Source organism: Hoyosella subflava DQS3-9A1, from assembly GCF_000214175.1.
Lineage (GTDB): Bacteria > Actinomycetota > Actinomycetes > Mycobacteriales > Mycobacteriaceae > Hoyosella > Hoyosella subflava.
Genome location: NC_015564.1, coordinates 2,121,972 through 2,143,863, shown reverse-complemented (window position 1 = coordinate 2,143,863; position 21,892 = coordinate 2,121,972). Strand labels below are relative to the sequence as shown.

At 63.2% G+C, this 21,892-nt stretch carries 20 protein-coding genes; 8 read left to right on the top strand and 12 right to left on the bottom strand.

Going from position 1 to position 21,892, the window contains the following annotated elements; all coding sequences use genetic code 11:
* Positions 1 to 4 precede the first annotated feature (4 nt).
* The 4 genes from AS9A_RS10010 to AS9A_RS09995 all read left to right on the top strand — a co-directional run bounded on the left by AS9A_RS10010 (position 5) and on the right by AS9A_RS09995 (position 5,242).
* Positions 5 to 2,533 carry a patatin-like phospholipase family protein gene (locus AS9A_RS10010; protein WP_013806866.1) on the top strand — a complete coding sequence of 843 codons (2,529 nt, stop codon included), beginning with the start codon at positions 5 to 7 and terminating at the stop codon, positions 2,531 to 2,533.
* A gap of 128 nt (positions 2,534 to 2,661) precedes the next feature.
* Positions 2,662 to 3,444 (top strand): alpha/beta fold hydrolase, encoded by a 783-nt coding sequence (locus AS9A_RS10005; RefSeq protein WP_013806865.1) that lies wholly within the window; start codon positions 2,662 to 2,664, stop codon positions 3,442 to 3,444.
* Positions 3,445 to 3,508: 64 nt separating this feature from the next.
* Positions 3,509 to 3,958, top strand: coding sequence for an SRPBCC family protein (locus tag AS9A_RS10000; protein ID WP_013806864.1), 450 nt, complete (start codon positions 3,509 to 3,511; stop codon positions 3,956 to 3,958).
* Positions 3,959 to 3,982: 24 nt separating this feature from the next.
* Complete coding sequence (locus tag AS9A_RS09995) at positions 3,983 to 5,242, top strand: amidohydrolase family protein (protein ID WP_013806863.1); 1,260 nt, start codon at positions 3,983 to 3,985, stop codon at positions 5,240 to 5,242.
* Here the strand turns inward: AS9A_RS09995 and AS9A_RS09990 are convergent.
* On the bottom strand, positions 5,227 to 7,299 hold the full coding sequence (locus AS9A_RS09990; protein WP_237707902.1) for a phage holin family protein: 2,073 nt from the start codon (positions 7,297 to 7,299) through the stop codon (positions 5,227 to 5,229). The two genes, AS9A_RS09995 and AS9A_RS09990, sit on opposite strands and share 16 nt — an antisense overlap.
* Positions 7,300 to 7,416: 117 nt before the next feature.
* On the opposite strand from AS9A_RS09990, the gene AS9A_RS09985 reads away from it, so the two are divergent.
* The gene (locus AS9A_RS09985; protein WP_237707901.1) at positions 7,417 to 8,220 is read left to right on the top strand and encodes an MBL fold metallo-hydrolase; all 804 of its coding nucleotides are present in this window, start codon (positions 7,417 to 7,419) and stop codon (positions 8,218 to 8,220) included.
* Here AS9A_RS09985 and AS9A_RS23245 read toward each other — a convergent pair.
* Positions 8,212 to 8,556: a hypothetical protein gene (locus tag AS9A_RS23245; protein WP_083826514.1), complete on the bottom strand. Its 345-nt coding sequence runs from the start codon at positions 8,554 to 8,556 to the stop codon at positions 8,212 to 8,214. The genes AS9A_RS09985 and AS9A_RS23245 overlap by 9 nt on opposite strands.
* A gap of 188 nt (positions 8,557 to 8,744) precedes the next feature.
* Between AS9A_RS23245 and AS9A_RS09980 the strand changes: the two genes are divergently transcribed.
* On the top strand, positions 8,745 to 9,092 hold the full coding sequence (locus AS9A_RS09980; protein ID WP_013806859.1) for an RNA polymerase-binding protein RbpA: 348 nt from the start codon (positions 8,745 to 8,747) through the stop codon (positions 9,090 to 9,092).
* A 53-nt stretch (positions 9,093 to 9,145) separates the two neighbouring features.
* Here the strand turns inward: AS9A_RS09980 and AS9A_RS09975 are convergent, their stop codons facing one another.
* From AS9A_RS09975 to AS9A_RS09950, 6 genes are all read right to left on the bottom strand, one after another.
* Complete coding sequence (locus tag AS9A_RS09975) at positions 9,146 to 9,949, bottom strand: polyprenol monophosphomannose synthase (RefSeq protein WP_013806858.1); 804 nt, start codon at positions 9,947 to 9,949, stop codon at positions 9,146 to 9,148.
* A 74-nt stretch (positions 9,950 to 10,023) separates the two neighbouring features.
* A complete protein-coding gene (lnt, locus tag AS9A_RS09970; protein WP_013806857.1) occupies positions 10,024 to 11,646 on the bottom strand; it encodes an apolipoprotein N-acyltransferase in 1,623 nt (540 codons plus the stop codon).
* A complete protein-coding gene (locus AS9A_RS09965) occupies positions 11,643 to 13,244 on the bottom strand; it encodes an amidohydrolase (RefSeq protein ID WP_041451008.1) in 1,602 nt (533 codons plus the stop codon). Before AS9A_RS09965 ends, lnt begins: the two co-directional genes overlap by 4 nt.
* Before the next feature lie 6 nt (positions 13,245 to 13,250).
* Positions 13,251 to 13,883 carry an FxsA family protein gene (locus AS9A_RS09960; RefSeq protein WP_013806855.1) on the bottom strand — a complete coding sequence of 211 codons (633 nt, stop codon included), beginning with the start codon at positions 13,881 to 13,883 and terminating at the stop codon, positions 13,251 to 13,253.
* Positions 13,884 to 13,957: 74 nt separating this feature from the next.
* Positions 13,958 to 14,617, bottom strand: a complete 660-nt coding sequence (locus tag AS9A_RS09955) for a response regulator (protein WP_013806854.1) — start codon at positions 14,615 to 14,617, stop codon at positions 13,958 to 13,960.
* A 13-nt stretch (positions 14,618 to 14,630) separates the two neighbouring features.
* Positions 14,631 to 15,788: a sensor histidine kinase gene (locus AS9A_RS09950; protein WP_041451007.1), complete on the bottom strand. Its 1,158-nt coding sequence runs from the start codon at positions 15,786 to 15,788 to the stop codon at positions 14,631 to 14,633.
* Between the two features lie 62 nt (positions 15,789 to 15,850).
* On the opposite strand from AS9A_RS09950, the gene AS9A_RS09945 reads away from it, so the two are divergent.
* Positions 15,851 to 17,371, top strand: a complete 1,521-nt coding sequence (locus tag AS9A_RS09945; protein ID WP_013806852.1) for a TldD/PmbA family protein — start codon at positions 15,851 to 15,853, stop codon at positions 17,369 to 17,371.
* Positions 17,368 to 18,741: a metallopeptidase TldD-related protein gene (locus AS9A_RS09940; protein ID WP_013806851.1), complete on the top strand. Its 1,374-nt coding sequence runs from the start codon at positions 17,368 to 17,370 to the stop codon at positions 18,739 to 18,741. Before AS9A_RS09945 ends, AS9A_RS09940 begins: the two co-directional genes overlap by 4 nt.
* Positions 18,742 to 18,743: 2 nt before the next feature.
* Here AS9A_RS09940 and AS9A_RS09935 read toward each other — a convergent pair whose 3' ends face one another.
* From AS9A_RS09935 to AS9A_RS09920, 4 genes are all read right to left on the bottom strand, one after another.
* Positions 18,744 to 19,577, bottom strand: a complete 834-nt coding sequence (locus tag AS9A_RS09935) for an alpha/beta fold hydrolase (RefSeq protein ID WP_013806850.1) — start codon at positions 19,575 to 19,577, stop codon at positions 18,744 to 18,746.
* A 362-nt stretch (positions 19,578 to 19,939) separates the two neighbouring features.
* Positions 19,940 to 20,323 (bottom strand): PPOX class F420-dependent oxidoreductase, encoded by a 384-nt coding sequence (locus AS9A_RS09930; RefSeq protein WP_013806848.1) that lies wholly within the window; start codon positions 20,321 to 20,323, stop codon positions 19,940 to 19,942.
* 26 nt (positions 20,324 to 20,349) lie between these two features.
* A complete protein-coding gene (locus AS9A_RS09925; protein ID WP_013806847.1) occupies positions 20,350 to 21,426 on the bottom strand; it encodes an ABC transporter ATP-binding protein in 1,077 nt (358 codons plus the stop codon).
* Between the two features lie 194 nt (positions 21,427 to 21,620).
* Positions 21,621 to 21,845, bottom strand: coding sequence for a hypothetical protein (locus tag AS9A_RS09920; RefSeq protein ID WP_013806846.1), 225 nt, complete (start codon positions 21,843 to 21,845; stop codon positions 21,621 to 21,623).
* Between the last annotated feature and the right edge of the window lie 47 nt (positions 21,846 to 21,892).

Here is a 21,892-nt window from a genome sequence, read left to right as displayed (position 1 = left end):
AATCGTGGGCAGCGATAGCGACTCGTGGGATGCGCGTAAGGCGCCGGTGACGACGCTGCGCACCCTGCTAGCGCCAGGCGATGGTCCCACTGTGCCCCCATCTGAAGGACCTCCGCTGGGGTACCTCGACACTTCGACGTACGACATCCCCCTGCCCGAATCCGGTGCTGTATTCACTCAGAACGCGTGGAACGACCTCCTGAATCGCAGTCGGAGGCAGGTGTCCCACGACGGTGTCTCCTACGAAGCGTATTGCCGCGCAAGCGCGGACATCACCATGAAAGGCGGAACGACCTCCGGGATTGTGTATCCGCTTGCTGTCTGTGAGGTGGCACGCTCGTTCAGGCTCCGCAACGTGGGCGGTGCGTCCGCTGGTGCGATCGCCGCTGCTGCGGCGGCCGCAGCTGAACTCGGACGAATCCGGATGTCTGCGCGGCTGCCACTCGATCCACCGGACGACGGGCCCGCACCAGGCTTCGCCGGGCTGGCAAGCATCCCCCAGTGGCTCACACAGCTCGAGTCCGGAGCACCGGTTCGTGAGAAGCACCGTCTCGCACAGCTTTTCACTCCCTCATCGAAGTCAGCCGGAGATACGAGAGCTTTCCGGGTGATCGCGTTCTGGCTGAGTCGCGGTTCCCGCATTCGGCAGCTGCCATCGTTGCTCCGTGGTCTCGGGATTCCCCCCGTGGCAATTCTTTTCGCCGCAGTCGCTGTACTTTTCGGCGCGCTGGCACTTGAGTCTGCGGGCACCGTAAGCGGCCTTGTCGCGCCGTGGTGGGCGCTGGCCCTTTCCGTGTTCGCGGCGGTTGCGGGAACAATTCTCGTCGCCGGTGGGAGCGCTAGCGCAGCAGCGACCCTGGTGGCATGGTGGCGCCGGAGGCGAGCTGCCGCACGAACTCGCCTATGGTCCGGTGACAGCCATGACTATTGGACGCTTCGCACATCCGGCGCGCCCCGTGAGCCACTTCCATTGCGGGCGATTTCTTCTGCCCTCCTGTGGCTACTCGTGGGCGTCACTTCTTGGAGCGTGGTGGCTGCCGTACTAGCTGTGGACGACAACGCGGACGTCGCGCTTACGCTTGCGGTACTGGCGGCGACAGTCGTCGCCACGGGCCTGCTTGTCGCTCTGGTGGTGTGCGTGGCGGCGTTGCGGGTCTACCGGACCTTTCGTTCGGAGCGGCATTTTGGTGTGCTCACCGGCGACACGCTTGTGCAATGGATCGACCTGCAGATGCGTGGGCTCGCGGGACAGAAGTCCGCAGTCACGTTCGGTGACCTGTGGCGGGGTTCCCGCGACACATCACAAGCGCTGACTGAGCAACTCACACGCGATCCATTTGAGCGAACGGTGAATCTCAAACTGATGGTCACCGACCTATCCCAGCAGCGTCCTTTCCGGTTCCCCCTGCCGCCGCAGCAGGAGCTGGAAAAGTCCATCGGCAGCAAAATCTATGTCTGCCCCGACGATCTGCGCGCGATCTTCGGTGACGAACTCACCGATGCGATCGCACCCCCGCACGGTGGCGGCGGGCTGTACTACTGCTGGGACGACACGAGCGGGAGTTACGAGCCCCTGGAGCTGCGGCCCCTGGCGGAACCGTGGGATCTGCCAGTGGTGTTCGCGGTGCGCGCGAGCATGTCACTTCCGTTCCTGTTCCGGGCGGTGCGCACGTTCCGTGTTCGCCCGCCAACAACGGTGCGTGACAACTTCGGGATCCCGATCCCCGCGGACGGCGCGGCGTATACATCACCGACTCCACCTCGGAACCCGCAGGCAGGGAACCCGCAGACGGACACGCAGCCCTGGCTGCTCGCCGAAGAGCTCTGGCTTTCCGATGGCGGGATCACGTCGAACTTCCCGGTTCACCTTTTCGATCGTCAGCTTCCTGAGTGGCCCACCTTCGGCCTCAACCTCGGATCCCACCCCCTGGGTTATGAGCACCAGGATGTCTGGCTGCCGGAAGACTGGCAGGCGAACGTCCCGCGCTGGGTCCGCGTCGGCACGACGCCCGGGAGCTTCCTCAGTGCCATCCTGGACACCGCACGTGGATGGCGGGACGTGATGCAAACCCACATGCCTAGCGCGCGGGGCCGCGTGGCGTGGGTGTGGCTGCGCCGCGACGAGGGCGGAATCAACCTTTTCATGCGCAAAGAGACCGTAGCGTCCTTGTGTGTGCGCGGGGCACTCGCAGGGATGCGCCTGCGCACGCGTTTCGAAGGCGACAGCGACCGGTGGCATCGACACAGGTGGCTCCGGTTGCGCGCGGCCGTGCATGCACTCGACGAACTGAGCGACGATGTGGCGATAGCCCTTCCGCAGTACCGCGACCTGCTCGACCCTGTAGGCGCTGCCCGCGCTGCCCGGATCGACACAGTCGAGGCGTCACCGCCAACTTTCCTTCCCGGCAACGATTTCTGGCCAGCCGCCCGAGACCTGCTCGACGGAGTGGCGGCACCCCGCGCCGCAGACGCTGATTTGCGGAGTAACACGCCTCAGCCTGCACCGGAGCTGCGGCAAGTACCACGGGTGTAGGCTCACGCCAGAAGGAGACAATTCTTAAAGTCTCACGGTGTTAAGGGCACACGATGACTCACACTGCCTTTCTCGAGGTTCCCCACCAGTCTGTTCCTGTGTCCGCCGGTCAACTGAGGTATCGCCGAATGGGCACGGGAGAGCGCCCGCCAGTTCTGTTTCTGCACGGGGTGTTCGTCAACGGAGACGTGTGGCGCAATGTCGTTTCCCGCCTCAGCGGATCGTTTGACTGCGTCGTCCCTGATCTGCCATTCGGTTCGCATCACACCCCCATGAATGCAGACGCCGACCTCAGCCCACTCGGCATCGCGGACCTGATCGCGGACTTCATCCGTGCGCTCGACATCGCGCCAGTTCGCCTTGTCGCAAACGACAGTGGCGGGGCGTTCGCGCAGATTATTACGGCGCAGCATCCAGAACTCGTTGATTCATTAGTCCTGACGAATTGCGACTGCTACGACAACTTCTTCCCCCTCATATTTCGTTATCTCACTCCCCTTTCCCGAGTTCCGGGCGGACTTTGGCCTGTAGCGCAATCTCTGCGGCTTAAACCCATTCGCCGGTCGCCTCTCGCGTACGGCTGGTCAACCGCGCGGCCACTGCCGCCACAGGTCGAGAAGGCGTACGTCGCCCCGTTGCTGCGCAGTGAGATTCGCCGCGACATCGCTAAAGCGATGAAGGACGTCCATCCGCGCTACACGCACGCGGCGATCCAAGCGCTACGTACGTACCCGGGGCGCGTACTTGTCGCGTGGGGCGACGCGGACAAGTACTTTCCGCTCCGACTCGGTGAGCAACTCGCGCGCGACATTCCCAACGCCACTTTCGTAAAAATCCCGAATGCACGCGCGTTCGTGCCTGAAGATGCGCCAGCGGAGCTGGCAAAGCTGATCAGTGAGTTCTTCACATGAGCGGCAGTCCCGTTTGCGCAGGTACAGTCGAGTCCGGAACGGTCAGCAGACAAGGAAGGTGCTGATGAAGGGCAATACGCTCTCTGTGCGGCGGACGATTCCCGTTGAACCAGAGAAGATTTTCGCACTGCTCGCGGATGCCGCGAAGCATCGCGAGTTCGACGGCTCAGGCACCGTTGTCGGTACCCGCGCAGAGTCCCGCCCACTGGCGCTCGGCACCAAATTCGGAATGTCAATGAAAATGGGCTTGCCGTATTCGATGGCGAACGTCGTGATCGAATACGAGCCGGATCGACGGATCGCTTGGAAGACAACCGGTTTAGGTGGTCTGCTCGGTGGCAGGATCTGGCGATATGAGCTCGAACGCATCGACGGGGGCACCGCGGTCACCGAGACCTGGGATCTATCCGAGGACAAGCAGCGCTTCTTCCTGAAACGCAGCAAATTTCCGGCAGCGACAAGGACGAATATGGCGCGGACGCTGGAGCGGATCGAGGAAGCTGTCGCGCGATAGCGGCAGCCAGGTGACAATAGGCGGGTGACTGAATCCCGACTGCTCATACGCGGCGGCCGCGTGCTCACCATGAACGGGCAGCTGACCACCTATGAGGAGGGTTTCGTTGCCACGCGGAACGGGACCATCGACGCGGTCGGGTCGGGTGCACCTGTGCCAGCCCAGGGAGCGCACGTTATTGATGCGAGCGGCTGCGTCGTACTCCCGGGGTTCGTTAACGCGCATACTCATCTGGCGATGACCCTTTTCCGAGGCATCGCGGACGATCTGTGCTTGCAGGACTTCCTGACTCGGGTGGTGGGCGAGGAATCGCGCACCCTTGGACCGTCGCAGATCCGGGCCGGCGCAACCGACGCGTGCCGGGAGTCGATCCTGTCAGGGACCACGGCCGCGCTGGACATGTACTGGTTTCCCGATGAGACGGTGCGGGCTGGGGAACGTTTCGGCGTCAATGTCGCGACCGGTCCGGCGTTCGCGAACTTCGCCACTCCTGAGGGCAGGAGCGTGGAGGAGAAACTCGACCGCGCCGAACGCCGACTGGCTCAGTCCGCTGCGAACCCTGGATCCGCGCCGCAATGGCTGATGCCGCACAGCACCTACGCCCTTACGGTTCCGCAATTGCGGGCGCTGGGGGACCTCGCCGCCCGGTACGGCGCGCGGATACACGTTCACGCGGCGGAAAATGCGCGTGAAGTCGAGTCCGTTCGGGACATGCACGGCGGATCACCGATAGAGGTGCTCGCGGAGACGGGGCTGCTCACCGCACGTACTGTCGTGGCGCACGCGGTGGAACTCAGTGAGCGCGACATCGTGCTTCTCGCTGAAACGGGCGCATTCGTGGCGCACTGCCCCTGGTCAAACCTCAAACTGGCGTCCGGAATCGCACCGGTGCGTGCCCTGATCGACGCCGGGGTCAAGGTGTGCCTCGGAACCGACGGCGCCGTCAGCAGCAATTCGCTGGATGTCTGGTCCTCCATTCGGCTCGCCGCGACACTTCATAAGTGGCGCGAACGCGACCCGGCGGCCGTTGGTTCACGCGACGTCATGGCGATGGCGACGCGCGTCGGTGCGGCCGCTCTCGGACTGGGCGAATCGCTCGGCTCCCTCGAGCCGGGTAAGGAAGCGACAATGCAGATCGTGGAACTCAGCGGACCACATCATGCGGGTCCGGCGGACGTGTGGTCCGCGCTCGCCTACTCGGCACGGCCCGGTGACGTGCGCGATGTCATCGTCGGAGGCAAACAGATCGTGCGCGAGCGCAGCATCATTCACGGCGATTCCTGAGCGGCGCGCCAGCCGGCGAGCACCTCGTGAATGGCCCCGGCGCCGAGCAGCGGCCTTTTGGGTAACGCCAGTCCGGCTGGATGCAGCAAGAAAGGCCGTGTCTGCTCACCTCCGAGACCACCATGCGAGCCGACCTGTTCCTCGAACGCCGCCACCTCGTCGGTCACCGGTGAATACACGCTGTTGATCATCAAGTCCGGCGTATTGCGGAAGCTATCAGTGCGACGGACCCGCTCGAGAGCGAGCGGGCCAAAACGCTCAAGTGGGTTTTCGCCTTCCACTTCACCGGTCTCGACGGCGATCGACCCGTGTGGACCTATCACGAGAGACCCTCCATGTTCGCGCGCAACGAGCACAAACCCGATTCCCGGATGCCCGGCAAGTGTGGGAATGAGGGCAGGGTAGTTATCGCTGATCCACTCCAGAGTCGCGCGTTCGGCAATCCACGGGAAGCTGACCAGCCCTAGATTCCCTGAAGCCAGCACGATCGGCTCGGTTGACGGCTGGTGCTTCTCAGGTGCGTCCATCTCACTGTGCAGCGCCGCCGCGGCGAACTGAAGTGTCTCCGCTCCGCGTCCCAGCGCGCCTGTTTGTTCGTCCCCTGCCTGAGCATGGGCGATCTGACGACGACGCGTCAGAACCCCACTGAGATGGCGTGGCAGCGGATGGTCCGGCGGCGGGAGCGCACACGCGCGGTGCACCAGAGCACGCAACGGCTCCTGGTACCGCTGCCTGAACGTTGCACCCTGCGACTGTCCATGGTCCGAGAGCACAATGACGTGGTAGTCACGCCTGACTTCCTTCACGACCGACAGCAGCAGCCCGATTTCTGCATCGAGCCGACGCAATACTTCGAGGGTCTCCGGGCGGTCCACGCCCGAATGATGCGACACCTCGTCGTATCCGACGAGATCCGTGTAGATGATGTCGCGCCCCTTGATGAGATCACCGATGACCGCCGCCACCGCGACGTCGGTCAGCACCACCGTCGCGAAGGCACGGATGAACGGGTAGAGGCCACCCCGGCCGACGCGCGGCTGGAAGTTGTACCGTCGCTGCCGCCCAGACTGCCTGATTTCCCGCACCACCTCGGCGACGAAACGGACCGTCGTGCGCGTGGCATTCGCGGGGTCGATGAAGTATGCGCCGTATCCGTTGCCGGCCCCCATCCGCGGACCCCTGAACTGGCTCACAACCAGCATGGTGTCATCGGCGCCCCCGGTGAAGAGATTCCCCCGGCTTGCGCCTCCCGCGAGAAGGGCAGCGTTGTTCGTGCGCTGCGACTCCAGCCACAGCGTGTCCTCAGGCCGGTTGCTGACGATGACGCGTTTTTCGTGCTTGTCATACCAGCGGAAGGCGGGCACATCGCGATTCGTCCCATAGAAGATGCCCAGCTGGCTCGCTGATGTTTGACAACTCCAATCCGTTTCCCAAGAAACCAGCTGATGGGACCCGTTACGCACCAGCGTCGCGATATTCGGTACGTGGCCCGACGCGACGGCACGACGCAGCACATCGTAGCCAAGCCCGTCGATCTGGATGCACAGCATCCCAGGCGGCCCTGCTCGCTCCGCGTCGCCAATACGGCGCAACCGCCGACGTTCGCGCCGCATCACCATCAGCTGATACGCCTCGTCATGGGTGGAGGCGATGACGCCCGAAACCAGGGCAGTAACCACAGCGACGACCGCGAATGTCACCACAGTCGCGAGAGTGCCTTCGATCGCCGCGATCGGCACCACATAGATCGCGATGAGGAAGCTCACGACGCTGAACGCCATCACCACCACGTACAACAGCACGGGCCCCACCCAGAGCATGGCTTTGAGAAGCAGCGGCCATAAAACCGCGTTGAGAACACAGAACACCACGGCGATAGCCAATGCCCGCACGAACGCTACGAAAGCCTCATCAGTCGCTTCCCGCAGCGAAAACCCTTCAAGGAGCCCGTCCAGTATCAGGAGAGATATCGCGATCAGCGCGGTGAGTAGCGCAAACTCACCCAATGTGCGCAAACGGCGATTCATCAGCGCGACCTCCCCGATCCAGAACCGCATGATCACGATAGCCCGAAACGACCGCCGATGGGCGCGTGCCGCGCCTTGCCGGCCCGATACCCGAACAAGCGATGGGCCTCCGCCGGGGTTTTGAGGTACAAACAGAAGAGTCCACCAGTGTCGATAGCAGTTGGCGAGCATGTCGTGACGACGAAACCAGGAGTGTCGGTGCAGTGGCACGGCCACGCCACCACGACGATCGTCGACAGTGGTACCCGAGTTCTCACTGACCCAGTCCTGACGAATCGAGTCGGGCACCTGCGCCGTCGGCGGGGACCGCGCCCAGGCGACGCTGTCTACTCACCCGATGTTGTCGTGCTCTCGCACCTGCACAGCGACCACACACACATACCGTCGCTGCAGCTACTCGACCCTGGTGTTCCCATCATCGTTCCCGCCGGGGCGGTCGGCGCGGTCCGCGGGTTGCGCGCATTCAGCGATCAGATTATCGAGGCCAGCATCGGTGACACGATCAGGATCGGCGCGCTCAGCATCGACGTCACGCCCGCTGAGCACGACGGCCGCCGCTGGCCGAGGGGCCCGGCACAGGCCGATGCCGTGGGATACCTGATCAGAGGATCCGCGACCACCTACTTCGCCGGGGACACAGATCTGTACCGCGAGATGGACCAGTGGGCGGCAAACTGCGATATGGCTCTCATTCCGGTCGGCGGCTGGGGACCTACTCTGGGACCCGGCCACCTCACTCCGCAGCGCGCTGCGGAGGCTGTCGCCCATATTGGGGCAGGTCACGCTGTACCGATCCATTTTGGGACGCTGTGGCCGATCGGTCTCGACAAGGTCCGGCCCGAGCGCTTTCACGCCCCCGGCGCGGACTTCGTAACCCACGCCGCACGTGCGGGCGTGGCCGCGACGGAACTCGAACCCGGCACCACCGTCTCGTGGGGCGCATCAGCGTAGCCGCTCAGCCTCCTTGGCGAGGTTGACGAGCGAGTCGACGAGCTCACGCAACTCTCCCCCGTGTGCGCCCTCGGCAATCGCCGTCGCCACGTCCTCGGCCGCGCAGCGTACCTCAAAAGCCCGATCTACCAGCGCTGACGCTTCAGCTGCTGATAACACGACAGCATCTGACGGAATCGAGGTTCCCCGAACTGTCGTTCGGTGTTCGTACGCACGCTGCCGACACGATTGCCGACAGTATTGCCGACGCCGTCCCACCCCGGTATCCGGTACTTGTCGCCCGCACCACTGACACGCATGCGGGCGCCGTGCAAGTCTCGTCACGGGGATAAACATTAGCGCCCGAAATGAACGAAGCCACGGATCAACGCGCCTGCACGACCCTATGCCACCACGAGCGAGTAAAATGTAGCGGCCACCTTCTCACGGGAACCTTTCCCGGTGCCGGTGCGTTGAAATGCTGTGTACGATCCGGCGGGCGAACACGCGCGGCAGCGCGAGTCCGACGATGAAAGGGGAAAGCGATGGCAGATCGGGTCCTTCGAGGGAGCCGTCTCGGCGCTGTAAGTTACGAGACCGACCGGGACCATGACCTTGCCCCGCGCCGGTACGCTCGGTACCGCACCCCTAGCGGTGAAGAGTTTGAAATACCTTTCTCCGACGATGCGGAGATCCCCGGTACCTGGCTGTGCCGCAACGGCGAGGAAGGCGAACTGGTTGAGGGCACTGCTCCTGAAGCAAAGAAGGTGAAGCCGCCGCGCACGCACTGGGACATGCTGCTTGAGCGCCGCAGTGAGGAAGAACTCGAAGAGCTCCTTACTGAGCGTCTCGATTTGCTCAAACAGCGCCGTCGGCGGCCGGCTTCAAGCTAGCGCTACGACGAAAAGGCGGCACCCGAGGCATTCCGGGTGCCGCCTTTTTGGCGTTATGCCCTTTTGCGGCGCAGTTTGTTTATTCTGCGTTCCCATCCCCAACGGGTGACCTTTAAGAGCGCTTCACGAACGATGTTGCCACTCATCTTCGACTCGCCACGCTCACGTTCGGTGAACGTGATGGGAACTTCGCGAACGTTGAACCCCGACTCGATGCTCCGCCACGCGAGATCAACCTGGAAGCAGTAGCCATGGGATTCGACCTCGCTGAGATCAAGGTGTTCGAGAACGCTGCGGCGGAAAGCCCGGTATCCACCGGTGATGTCCTTTAGTCCGACTCCAAGAGCAAGGCGAGAATAGAGGTTCCCGCCGCGCGAAAGCCATTCGCGGCGCTTTGGCCAGTTGACGACTGAGCCCCCAGGTACGTATCGAGAACCGAGGACGAGGTCGTAGCCAGCGTCGATCTGGTCAAGCAACCGGTGCAGCTCTTCAGGTGCGTGGCTGCCGTCTGCATCCATTTCGACGAGCACGCCGTAATCTCGCCCGAGTCCCCAGTCGAAACCAGCGATGTACGCCGCGCCCAGCCCGTTCTTGGCGGTGCGGTGCATCACGTGAATGCGATTCTGCAAATCAGCATCCGCAAGCTTGTCAGCGAGCTCGCCGGTGCCGTCAGGGCTACCATCGTCGACGACGAGAACGTGTGTGTGAGGCAGCGCGGCATGCAGGCGCTCAATGATGATTCCGAGGTTGTCACGCTCGTTGTAAGTAGGGATGATTACGAGCGTGCGCGCGCTCGGCCGCAACTCGTCAGAACCCGAGTCATGCTGGCCACTCGCCCCTGGGGTGCCCGCCGCCATTGGCTGTCCTTCCTGCCGGTCTCGCATTACTTCCACGTGTGAGCCACACGCGAATCACACGAGAGTGTATGCGTTCAGCTCGGTGTTGAATCTAACGCCACCGTCTGTGGTTTCGCTCGGTGCCCGTAGGATTCGTTGCGGGCCTCATCTTGACGGCGCGCAATCACACCTGCAACCGCAGCAAGGAGAGCAAGCGTCCCGATGATGCGCTCTGGCCACGGGCCGAGAACGGTGGCCAGCGTGTTTGCCGTGTGCAATGGCACCTCAGCGACCAGCACATCCGGAACGAAAATGTCAGACTGTTGCTCGATGACCCCGGCCGGAGAAACGATCGCGCTGACTCCGCTGGTTGCTGCAACGATGACCGCGCGGCCGTGCTCCACCGCTCGTACCTGGGACATGGCGAGCTGCTGGAAGGTCATGTCCGTATCGTCCACGGTTGTGAATGTCGCGTTGTTCGTAGGCACTGCGAAATACTGAGCGCCGTTGCGCGCCGCTTGTGTGAATGCCCGGTCGAAGGCGACCTCGTAGCACGTCGCCACGCCGAGCGGCACGCCTGCGGCCGACACGACGAAGTCGCTGTCCCCTGGAACGAAGCTGCCCGCCATATCGACGAGGTCGGAGAAGAACAGCCCGAAGAAGCCGCGCATCGGCATGTACTCACCGAACGGCTGGATGATCGCCTTGTCATGCCGGTCCGCAGGCCCCACGTCCGGTTCCCAGACGACCGCAGTGTTAGAGAACGTGTTGTCGCCGTTGTACCGGACCGCTCCTACGAGTATCGGAGCCCCCACTGCCCTCGCAGCACCGGTGATGATCTCAGTGGCATAGATGTCACGGAACGGGTCGATGTCTGACGAGTTCTCCGGCCAGATCACCACATCCGGCGGAGCCACGTCACCCCGGTCGATCGCGCGGGCCAGTTCGTGCGTTCGCTGTACGTGGTTGTCCAGCACGGCGCGGCGCTGCGCATTGAAGTCGAGTCCGAGCCGCGGCACATTGCCCTGTACCGCGGCAACCGTCAGTGTCGAGGATGACTCAGCGAATCGCGCGACCGCAGGAGCGAGCACAGCGGCCGCAACAAACGGTATGGTCAGCGCGAGTCCACCCACAACGAGGCCTGGCAGAGCACGCGCCCGGACCGCCGCTACCAGGCCGATAGTTCCCGCTCCCACGAGGGCCACCGCAAAACTCAGCCCCGGCGCCCCCAGCGTCGACACGAGCGGCAGCAATGGTCCTTCGGACTGCCCGAACGCCAGCCTTCCCCACGGGAAGCCGCCGAACGGGACCATCGACCGGAGCCATTCAGCCGCCGTCCAGCACGCTGCAACCGCGGGGACTGCAAGCACGGTCGGCAACCGCCACACGAGCACCGTCCCGATGCCGAACACACCGACGTACACGGCGCACGCGAGGGCAAGCCCGAGCCAGGGCACGGGACCTACATACATCCCAACCCATGGCAGCAATGGGACGAAGAAGCCGGCACCACCGAGGAAGCCATAACCGAAACCGGACCGGACGCTTGCCCCGCCCGCACCGAAGCGCGTCAGAACGGCGACGAGAAGCGCCACCCCAATCGGTGCGAGGAACCACGTCGTTCGCGGCGGGAAACTGAAGTAGATCAGCAGCCCCGCGGCGAACGCGAGCAGACAATTGCCCGCGGTACGGAGCGTCGCACGCGTGTCGTCGTTCATGCGCCGCGCCTGTAAATGACGTGGCCTCGGTGCACTGTCCGCAAGCAGACCGGCAAGGCGCCCTCGAGGTGAGGCAGTGCGGGCACGCGCGACCGTGGGTCTGTGGACCACCGCTGCACACTGTCGCGGGGCACGGAGACTACAAGGTCGCCCGTTTCCCACACTGCGTACGACGCGGGCGCCCCAGGGACGAGGGTCCCAGCGAGACCATCGCGGACCCCGCCTGCGCGCCAGGCACCCCGAGTGGCAGCCGAGAACGCCGCGCGGGGCGATACACCGTGGCCTTCCGTATGGTGGTGAACAGCAGCGCGGATCATTTCCCAGGGCTCGATGGGAGTTACGGGGGCGTCGGAACCGAAAGCCAGCGAGACTCCTTTCGCGGCGAGCATCGAGAAGGGGTTGAGTTCCGCTGCGCGCTCGGCGCCCAGACGCTGAGCGTACATACCCTCAGGTCCACCCCAGAACGCGTCGAAAACCGGCTGCATACTGGCGATAACTCCGAGTCGGGCGAGCACTTGGGCCTGCGCGCTGCTCACCATCTCGACGTGCTCGAGCCGGTGCCCGCAACGGGCAACCTGCGGGCCGCCGAGAGCCGTTTCCGCGCGTTCGTACGCCCGTACCGCCGCAGCCACCGCAGCGTCACCGATCACATGGAAGCCCGTTTGAATTCCCGCCTCGGTGCACGCGATGACGTGGCTCGCCATCGTGTCTTCATCGAGGTAGGTGCGGCCGAATTGATCCCCATGCCCATCGTGGTAGGGGTCGCAGAGCCATGCCGTGTGCGAGCCAATCGCACCGTCCGCGAAGAGGTCGCCACCGAGTGCATGAGCACCCGTGGCAGCCAGAAGTTCCTTGGCCTCTTCCAGTCCCGACACGGCTTCGCCCCAGTAGCCGCGCACCTCGACACCGTGTTCGGTCGCGAGGAGTTCCCTGAAGTCGGTAAGGCCCGCGATCTCTGGGCCACCACATTCGTGGACGCACGCCACCCCGCGCGACGCAGCGTGGCCCAGCAGCGCCTCCCGCGCACGTGCTCGCTGTGCCGGTGTGAGCAAATCGCCCGCGGCGGTTCGCACCAGGTGGTGCGCTTCTGCTGTCAATGGGTCGTCAGCGGAAAATCCAGGCGCCCCGGTGAGTCCGGGCGCCGCGTCGCGCAGCGCCGCGGAGGCCGCTGCGGAATGAGCGTCGACCCGCACCGCATACACGGCGCGGCCGGGTGCCGCGGCGTCGAGTTCCTGCGTGGTCGGGGGGCGCTGGCCGGGCCACGCTGTTTCATCCCAGCCAGTAGCCCAGATGACGCCATCGTTGTGGCTGCGTGCGTAACCGGCGATCGCATCGAGCATCGCCTCGCGTGAGCCGCAGTGCGTGACGTCCAGGCTGGTGAGAGCCAAACCAGCTGCGGTGGTGTGCACGTGCGGGTCGACGAACGCGGGAGTGACGAATGCCCCCTGCAGATCGATCACGTCAGCGTCGGGATGCAGAGCGCGCCCGGGCCGATCCTCACCGAGCCAGACGACTATTCCGTCGGTTACGGCCATTGACGTTGCATCGGGCGAGACAGGACTGTAAATGCGCCCGCCGACTAGAAGCTGAGTTCCCACGACGTGTCAGTCTGCCTCGTCCCGGCGGCGCTCGCCCTCACCTCCGCTTTCGCGGGGTGTGTCGTCCTGGTTCCACCTGAGTTCACGCGTGTTGCCGGCGGAGTCGTCTCCAGCGTCAGATGCCTGCTCTGAATACTGGCCTGGGCGGTGAGCGCTTCTGCCGGGCGGGTCCTCGACGGTTTCCTCACTGACCACGACGCCATCCACCACGCCATGACGAGAATCGGCGGGAGACCGGTACGCGCGCATCGTTCCCCATCCTGCGGCACCGGAGGCTGCGGCGACACGGTACCGCCGAACCGCGAGAAGCATGATCACTGGCCGGATCAGCGCGCGCGTCGGCGGGAACAAGATGAGCACGCCCAGCGCAGTGGTGACAAGACCAGGGATGATCAGCAGGAGCCCCGCGATGGCGATCAGCATGGTGTCAGTGACCGCGCCCGCTGGGGACCCCTTCCCATCACGCAAGGCGCCAAGTTGCCGCAAAGCCGATTGCGTCTGCATCCCGAAAAGCATGAATCCCAGTAGGGTCGTGCCGAGCACCACCGCCACCGTCCAGAGGATACCGACCGCCTGTGCGAGCAGCACAAGAGCCGTCACCTCGGCGATGACGTAGAGCAGAAATATCAGCAGAAACACGGACAACCCTTCCGGCGGCACAGATCGTTATGTCCAGTGTTCCGCAAAAGACGGATCTGCGGCTACTGCTCGCGTCATGAACCCGGTCTCACCAAGCCGTTCTCGTAGGCGAACACCACTGCCTGCACGCGGTCGCGGACCCCCAGTTTCGACAGCACCCGGCCGACGTGGGTCTTGACGGTCGCCTCCGAGAGATGGAGCGTCGACCCTATCTCAAGGTTTGACAGGCCCGCCGCAACAAGCTCCAGGACTTCCCGCTCACGTTCGGTCAGCAGGCTCAGTTGCTGGGGTTCTTCACTCGGTACCTGCTCGCCTGCGAGGAAACGATCTAGTAAGCGCCTAGTGATCTTGGGTGACACCACGGCGTCACCTGCGGCGACGACGCGGATCGCGGAAACCAGGTCCTCCGGAGGGGTGTCTTTGAGCAGAAATCCACTCGCGCCTGCCTGCAGAGCTCCCAGGACGTGCTCATCGAGATCGAACGTCGTCATTACAAGGACCCGAGTATCGCAGTGCGACTTCACGATCTGTTTGGTAGCCGCGATTCCATCGAGCACCGGCATCCGAACATCCATGAGCACGATGTCCGGACATGAGCGCCTGACCTCGTCCACTGCTTCCCTACCGTTACCGGCCTCACTAATCACTTTGAGATCAGGGTGCGCATCGATGATCATGCGCAACCCCATACGCATGAGTTCCTGGTCGTCAACGAGAAGAATTGTGATCGGCACGCCCTCACCCTAGTTACTCGGTCGGCAACTGAGCGTGGACCCTCCACCCTTCTCCCGGCCTGCGGCCAGTTTCCAGTGTGCCACCGAGCACCGCCACCCTCTCTCGCATCCCCACGAGACCCTTGCCACTTCCGATGTCCCGTCCGGTGCGCGATTCGCCATTCCCCCCGAAGTCACTGATGGTGACATCGACCACCCCGTCAATTCGCCGAACCTGAACCCGCGCGCGAGCACCCTCGCCGGCGTGCCGCAGCACGTTTGTCAGAGACTCTTGAACCAGACGGTGAATGCCGAGGCCCACAGCCGGACCAAGGGCATCGAGATCGCCGGTCAATTCCAGTTCGACGGGAAGCCCGGCGTCCCGCATCAACTGCGCGGTCCGTGCGAGACCAGCGGTTCCATATTCCGGCATTTCGTCCGGGACCTGCTCCGTGCGCAGCAACGCCAGGGTCCTGCGGAGTTCCGCGAGCGCCTGCCTGCCCGTCGACGCGACGGTTCCCATAGCGCGTTCCGCAAGTTCGGGGTTGTTCTTGATGGCGTACGTGGCTCCCTCGGCCTGCACGATCATCACGCTCACCGCGTGGGCGACCACGTCGTGCAACTCCCGTGCGATGCGTGTCCGTTCCGCTGCGACAGCATCCTCCGCAAGCCGGTCACGGTCTGACTCGGCAATCGCCAATCGGGCTGCGATCTCCTCGTGATAGCGGTGCCGGACGGCCAGCACCTCCGCCGTGAGCCAGGCGATCGAATAGAACAGGATGAGGAAAAATGCACTGGCAGGCATGTCATAGCCGAGCAGATCAACTTTCAGCGCGGTATCAACCACCAAACCTGCCGCGAACAGTCCAGCGACTTTCCGATTCACATGGATCACGAGCGTGTACAGCGCAACGAGCAGCAGCACGCCTGACGGGTGGCCAACGTTCGACTGCTCGTGAATCGCGAGCAGCACGGTGCTTGCGATAGAAGCAACTAGGATGCTGAACGACGAGATGATCGGATGGGAGCGGCGCCAGATCACCGGCACGCACATTGCCAATCCCATCAGAAGGAACAGCGGTGGATTGTCCGTCGCGGGGGCTGTGATCGCTTCGAGCAGCACGAACAGCCCCGCGAGCAGGCCGTCGGCTACCCTCGGCTTCTCCCGGAGCCACATACTGAATCGGCGCACAGGCCTAAGAGTAAGCGCTGCGCCTGTCGAGTTCCCGTGGCACACCGGCTAGCCTCGACAGGGTGAGCGCTTCCCGGCCCGTAGACGACGAATTCCTCTCGCTGCCAACAACGCTTCTTGCTGAAGCCGCACTGGCGACTGCCCAGAAACTAGGTGCATCCCACGCGGACATTCGAGTGCATCGCGTTCAGTCCCAATCCCTTCGGCTGCGCGACGGTGTCGTCCAATCCGCCACGGAAAGCACGGACATAGGATTCGCCGTGCGGGTGATCGTGGACGGGACCTGGGGTTTCGCGTCACACGCGCAGCTCAGCCCTGATGTCGCTGCGGAAACCGCCCGTCGCGCAGTGGATGTCGCGAGGGCTCTGAAGATCCTCAACCGGGAGACGGTTGAACTCGCAGACGAGCCCGTCTACCAGAACGCCACCTGGGTCTCGCAATATGACGAGGACCCTTTCAAGATCCCCTTGCCGGAAAAGACCGCACTACTCGCAGACAACTCTCAGCGTCTTCTCGCAGCATCGGGAGTACACCACGTGACAGCGTCGTGCCTCATCGTGAAAGAACAGTCGTTCTACGCCGACACCAGCGGCTCATCCATCACTCAGCAGCGGGTGCGACTGCATCCGCAATACGAGGCGATCACTGTCGATCACGAGGCCGGCTCGTTCGAGACGATGCGGACGCTGGCGCCGCCGGTGGGCCGGGGATGGGAGTACCTGACAGATCGCGCACTATGGGACTGGACGAAGGAACTCAGTGAGATCCCTGAACATTTGCGTGAAAAGGCACAGGCTCCCTCGGTAGTCGCAGGAGCCACAGACCTGGTGATCGACCCGACCAACCTGTGGCTGACTATTCACGAATCGATTGGCCACGCAACGGAGTATGACCGTGCCATCGGGTACGAAGCCGCTTATGCCGGAACGTCGTTCGCCACACCAGACAAGCTCGGAACATTGCGGTACGGCACGCCGATCATGCACGTGACCGCTGACCGGACGGTCGCCCACGGGCTCGCCACAATTGGCTACGACGACGAGGGTGTCGCCGCGCAGAAGTGGGATCTCATCAGAGAGGGAACGCTGGTCGGCTACCAACTGGACCGGACCTTCGCGCCGCGCCTGGGACTTGATCGCTCGAATGGATGCTCGTACGCCGACTCCGCACACCATGTCCCGATTCAGCGGATGCCCAACGTGTCCCTGCAGCCAGACTCTGAAACGGACAGGTCGACAAAGGATTTAATCAGCATGGTCGATGACGGCATCTACATCGTCGGTGATCGATCGTGGTCAATTGACATGCAACGCTACAATTTCCAGTTCACCGGCCAGCGCTTCTACCGGATCAGAAACGGTCAGCTCGCAGGCCAAGTACGAGACGTTGCCTACCAAGCGACAACTACAGAATTCTGGGGATCGATGGAAGCAGTCGGAGGGTCCGGCACCTGGCGGCTCGGTGGCGCGTTCAACTGCGGCAAAGCGCAGCCCGGTCAGGTGGCGGCCGTGAGTCACGGCTGTCCATCAGCGCTGTTCCGCAAGGTCAACGTTCTCAACACCAAGCAGGAGGCCGGTGCATGATTCCCGCGGCTGACCTTGTCGACCAGGTTCTCTCCCTCTCGGTGGCCGACCATGCGATCGTGATCGTCACCGATGTGAGCGAAGCGTCTTTGCGATGGGCGAACAGCTCGATGACCACCAACGGTTCGTCGACATACCGACGCTGGACCGTGCTGTCATTCATCGACAAGCCTGACGGCACGTCCGTCGGGGTAGTGAACTCAGCGACCGCCGACGCAGGCGACATCCCTGACCTCGTGCGGGCGAGCGAGGAGGCTGCTCGGGGCGCGGCGCCGGCAACGGACGCGATGCCCCTCCTCGGTGGCCACGGTGCCGAATCCGACTGGTCTGAGCCCGCGGAATCGACCGCAGTAGAGGTCTTCTCAGCGTTCACCCCAACCCTCGCGCAGCAATTCAGCGGACAGGACCGCCTTTTCGGCTTCGCGCACCACGAAGTGCACACCACCTGGCTGGGTTCGAGCACAGGTCTGCGGCGCCGGTGGGTGCAGCCCACAGGATCCATCGAGATCAACGGGAAACGTGACTACGGAAGTCACACCGCCAGCGCATGGGTAGGTGCAGGCACTCCCGATTTCACCGATCTCGACGTCAACGCTCTGCTCGCCGACCTCGACACCCGGCTTGGTTGGGGGGCCGTGCAGCGCGAACTGCCCGCAGGCCGGTATCCGACGATCCTCCCACCGTCCGCTATCGGTGACCTTCTCATTTACATGATGTGGAGTATGGAAGGCCGCGGTGCGGAGGAGGGCCACACAGCGTTTGCGCGTCAGGGCGGCACGCGCATCGGGGAACACCTGACGGACATCCCTCTCACTCTCGCGTCAGATCCGCACGCCCACGGACTTGAGTACGCACCGTTCGTGACCGCCACAGTGTCGAGCGACCTGGTGTCGGTTTTCGACAACGGTATGCCCGCGGAACGCGCCGAGTGGATCCGCGACGGCGTGATCAATGCACTTGCCTACCCACGCGCACACGCCCACGAGTTCGGAGCCACACCCACCGTCCCTGGCGAGAACCTCCTGCTCACCGGAGGTTCGAAGGCGACGCTCGATGAGATGGTCAGCAAAACCGAGCGCGGGCTCTTGCTGACGTGCCTTTGGTACATCCGTGAAGTAGATCCGGCTTCCCTGTTGTTGACCGGTCTGACGCGGGATGGCGTCTACCTCATCGAAGACGGAGCTGTCACGTGTGCGGTCAATAACTTCCGGTTCAACGAGAGCCCGATTGATGTGGTGCGGCGCATCACTGAAGCTGGCCAGACAGAGAGAACCCTTCCCCGGGAGTGGAAAGACTGGTTCAACCGGACGGCGATGCCTCCAGTGCGTGTACCTGACTTCCACATGTCGTCGGTCAGCAAAGCGACTTGAGGTTACGCTCTGCTCTCGTGTTGCTGGATGAACGTGGTAACCGTCGCGACGTAATCATCGGGATGTGTGAGGTGCGGGACGTGCCCGGCACCTAGATACAGCATCGTCGTGACATTCGGCAGCACGTCGGCAAGCTGAGAAACGATCAGGCCGAACATCTTCGGACTTTCCGAGCCTTCGGTCAGCAGCACGGGGCGGGCGAAGGTGCGAAGCCCGTCGAGATCTGCGTTGAGTGCATCAGGATCCCGGATTTCATCAAGGAAGGTCGGGGCGTTGGTGACAAAGACATCGCGAATGACCTGAGGAAGCTGGGTCCAACTCCCCGGGCCGAGCGCGACATTCTCGACGAAATACTCCGCGGCGCCCGCATGGTCACCCGATTCGATGCGTGCGGCCACGTTCATGGTGCTGGAACGCGCTCTCTCCAACACGGTACGTGTATCTGGGTCGTCCACTTCGCTGAGCAGGCCCATCAGCGGCGGCTCATGAACTACCACTCCCCGCAGCAGGTGCGGGTTAGCAACAGCGAGCCTCAATGCAATGCACGAACCGAACGAGTTCGCGACCACCCAGGCGGGAACGATGTCGAGGTAGCTGATAAGCGCTGCGAGATCTTCCGCGTCCTCAGCGATACTTCCCTGCCCTGGGGGGCGCTCACTGTCACTGTGCCCGCGCCGATCGTACGAGACGACGCGAAATGATTCCGCGAAGCGCGGAATCACCGTTTCCCAATTCGTATGAGATGCCCATGAGCCGTGGACAAAAACTAGGGGAACCGCACCGTTTCCAGCCGTGTGATACGCGATTCGTACGGCATTGATCTGTGCAAATTCCATGGTCATCATCTCCCGAACTACGCCTCTTTAATCGTGCCACTTCCCCGCCCGCCAGGCGAGCGCACAGCTAGCCGCCGGGGTCCAAAAGAGACGGTGACACCACCGTTGGAGTGCAGTTCTCAGCTGGGCAAAGAGTCGTGCCGATACCAATTCCCACCATGAGTACGCTCGCGAACGCGAGCACCCACGGCCAGATGTGCCGGCCCGGGATGTCCGCGTGTGCACAGTTTCCAGACTTGTTCATACCGTCGCCCTCCGTTGCGTTTTCCACCTACGGAGATAGCGTGCAGAAAGGGTCTGACAAATTCGAAGCATGTAATTCGCTATTCTGCTTGTGAACAGCATAATCACATGAATGGAATTTACTCCGGAACCGTAATAGCGAGACCGATTGTGCCTTTGCGGCCTCGGCGAAGGATGCTTGCCTTCACGCCGATCCAGCCTTTGATTCCGTATTTCTTCGCGATTGCGGCGCGCGCCTCTTCAGTACCGGCATCATCGAGCACCTCGGCTGCCGCCTCCACAGGTTCGCTTTTCGGTCGTCCCCGAAGGTCGCAGACCGAGACCTCCACCCGTGGGTTACGCCGGATCCTCTTCACCTTGTACGACTCTGTGGGCGTCCAGACGAGGAGACGCTCCCCGCGCGGCGCGGCCCACACCGCCGTCGCGACACCTTCGCCGCTTTTGCGGAAACTGGTGAGGAGGATGTATTCCGCTTCTGCAAGGTCGGAGAAAGACGGTGCCATTGGTGCCATTGCTTTAGCGTACGGCGTCAGCGGGGCAAGCGCCCACCGTCACCATGTGTTGCAAAAAAATGCACGTGCTCCTCAGTGACAGTCACATATATGACCTCGCCCTTCGCGGGCGGGCGGCGCCAGTCAACGCGTGTGACAAGCTGTTCCTCGCGACCACCAATCATTGCCCGGCCATAGATGAATGCTTCGGAGCCGAGTTCTTCCACCACATCGACCTCGACACGAAGCCCAGCGCCACTCACTTCGAAATGCTCCGGGCGGATACCCACGATCAGTTCGCTGCCCGCCTCGTCCGCCGCGGAGCGCGGCACGCGGAGCGCCAGGTCGCCGAGGCTGACAATGCCGCCACTGACGGGCGCCGTATAGAGGTTCATCGCCGGTGAACCAATGAAGCCCGCCACGAAGACGTTCTTCGGGTTGCGGTAGAGCTCGCGAGGATTATCGCACTGCTGTAGCACGCCTCCGTTCAGAACGGCGACGCGGTCCCCCATCGTCATCGCTTCCACTTGATCGTGGGTGACGTACACCGTCGTTGTCGCGAGGCGGCGCTGCAGCTGGGCGATCTGCGTACGTGTCTGTACGCGCAGTTTCGCGTCGAGGTTAGAGAGGGGCTCATCCATCAAAAACACTTGTGGCTGACGGACGATCGCCCGTCCCATCGCGACCCGCTGACGCTGGCCGCCAGATAGCGCCTTTGGCTTGCGGTCCAGGAAGTCACTCAGCCCCAGCAGTTCGGCTGCGTCGGCAACACGTGACTCAATTTCCGCCTTGGGGGTCCGGGCAAGCTTGAGCGCGAATCCCATATTCTGCGCAACCGACATGTGCGGATAGAGGGCATAGTTCTGAAAGACCATGGCGATATCGCGGTCACGGGGATCAAGATGTGTGACGTCTTTGTCCCCGATGAAGATCTGGCCTGCGTCGACCTCCTCTAGGCCGGCGAGCATGCGCAGGCTGGTGGACTTCCCGCAGCCGGAGGGACCGACGAGGACAAGGAACTCTCCATCGGGGATGTGGAGGTCGAGCCGGTCAACGGCCGCAACGCTGGAACCGGGATATACCCTTGTCGTTTCAGCGAACGTAATCGACGCCATTGATCCGCTCCCCTTACTTCTGTTGCACCAGTGCTCGTTCCCCGCATTCACTGTATGTGACGCGGCACGGACAGCAGCGATGTGACGCTCCGGTTCCACGGCACACCCTCACTACCGACCAGGACCCCGCTGCAGCGGGTGTGTGGCCGGGACAGCGGGTGTGTGGCTGTGTGTGGCCAGGGCAGTAGACGGTTCTAGTTCGCTAGCCCGTACTCGTCGGTGTCCCCGAAGGGTCCGTCCTCGTCACCGGTGTAGTACACGGCCGCGAGAATTCCGACGGCGGCGCCGACCGAGCCACCAATGACCATCGCGAACAAGAGAAGGTCGGCCACAGCCACGAGAGCGGCCAGGGCAACACCAGAAACAAGCAGCATCCACACTGCGACGTTGGTGGCTGAGTTCTTCGATGCGGCAGACATGCAGGCTCCTCGCGGAAATCGGATCGGCCCTGCGATCGGGTCGACGA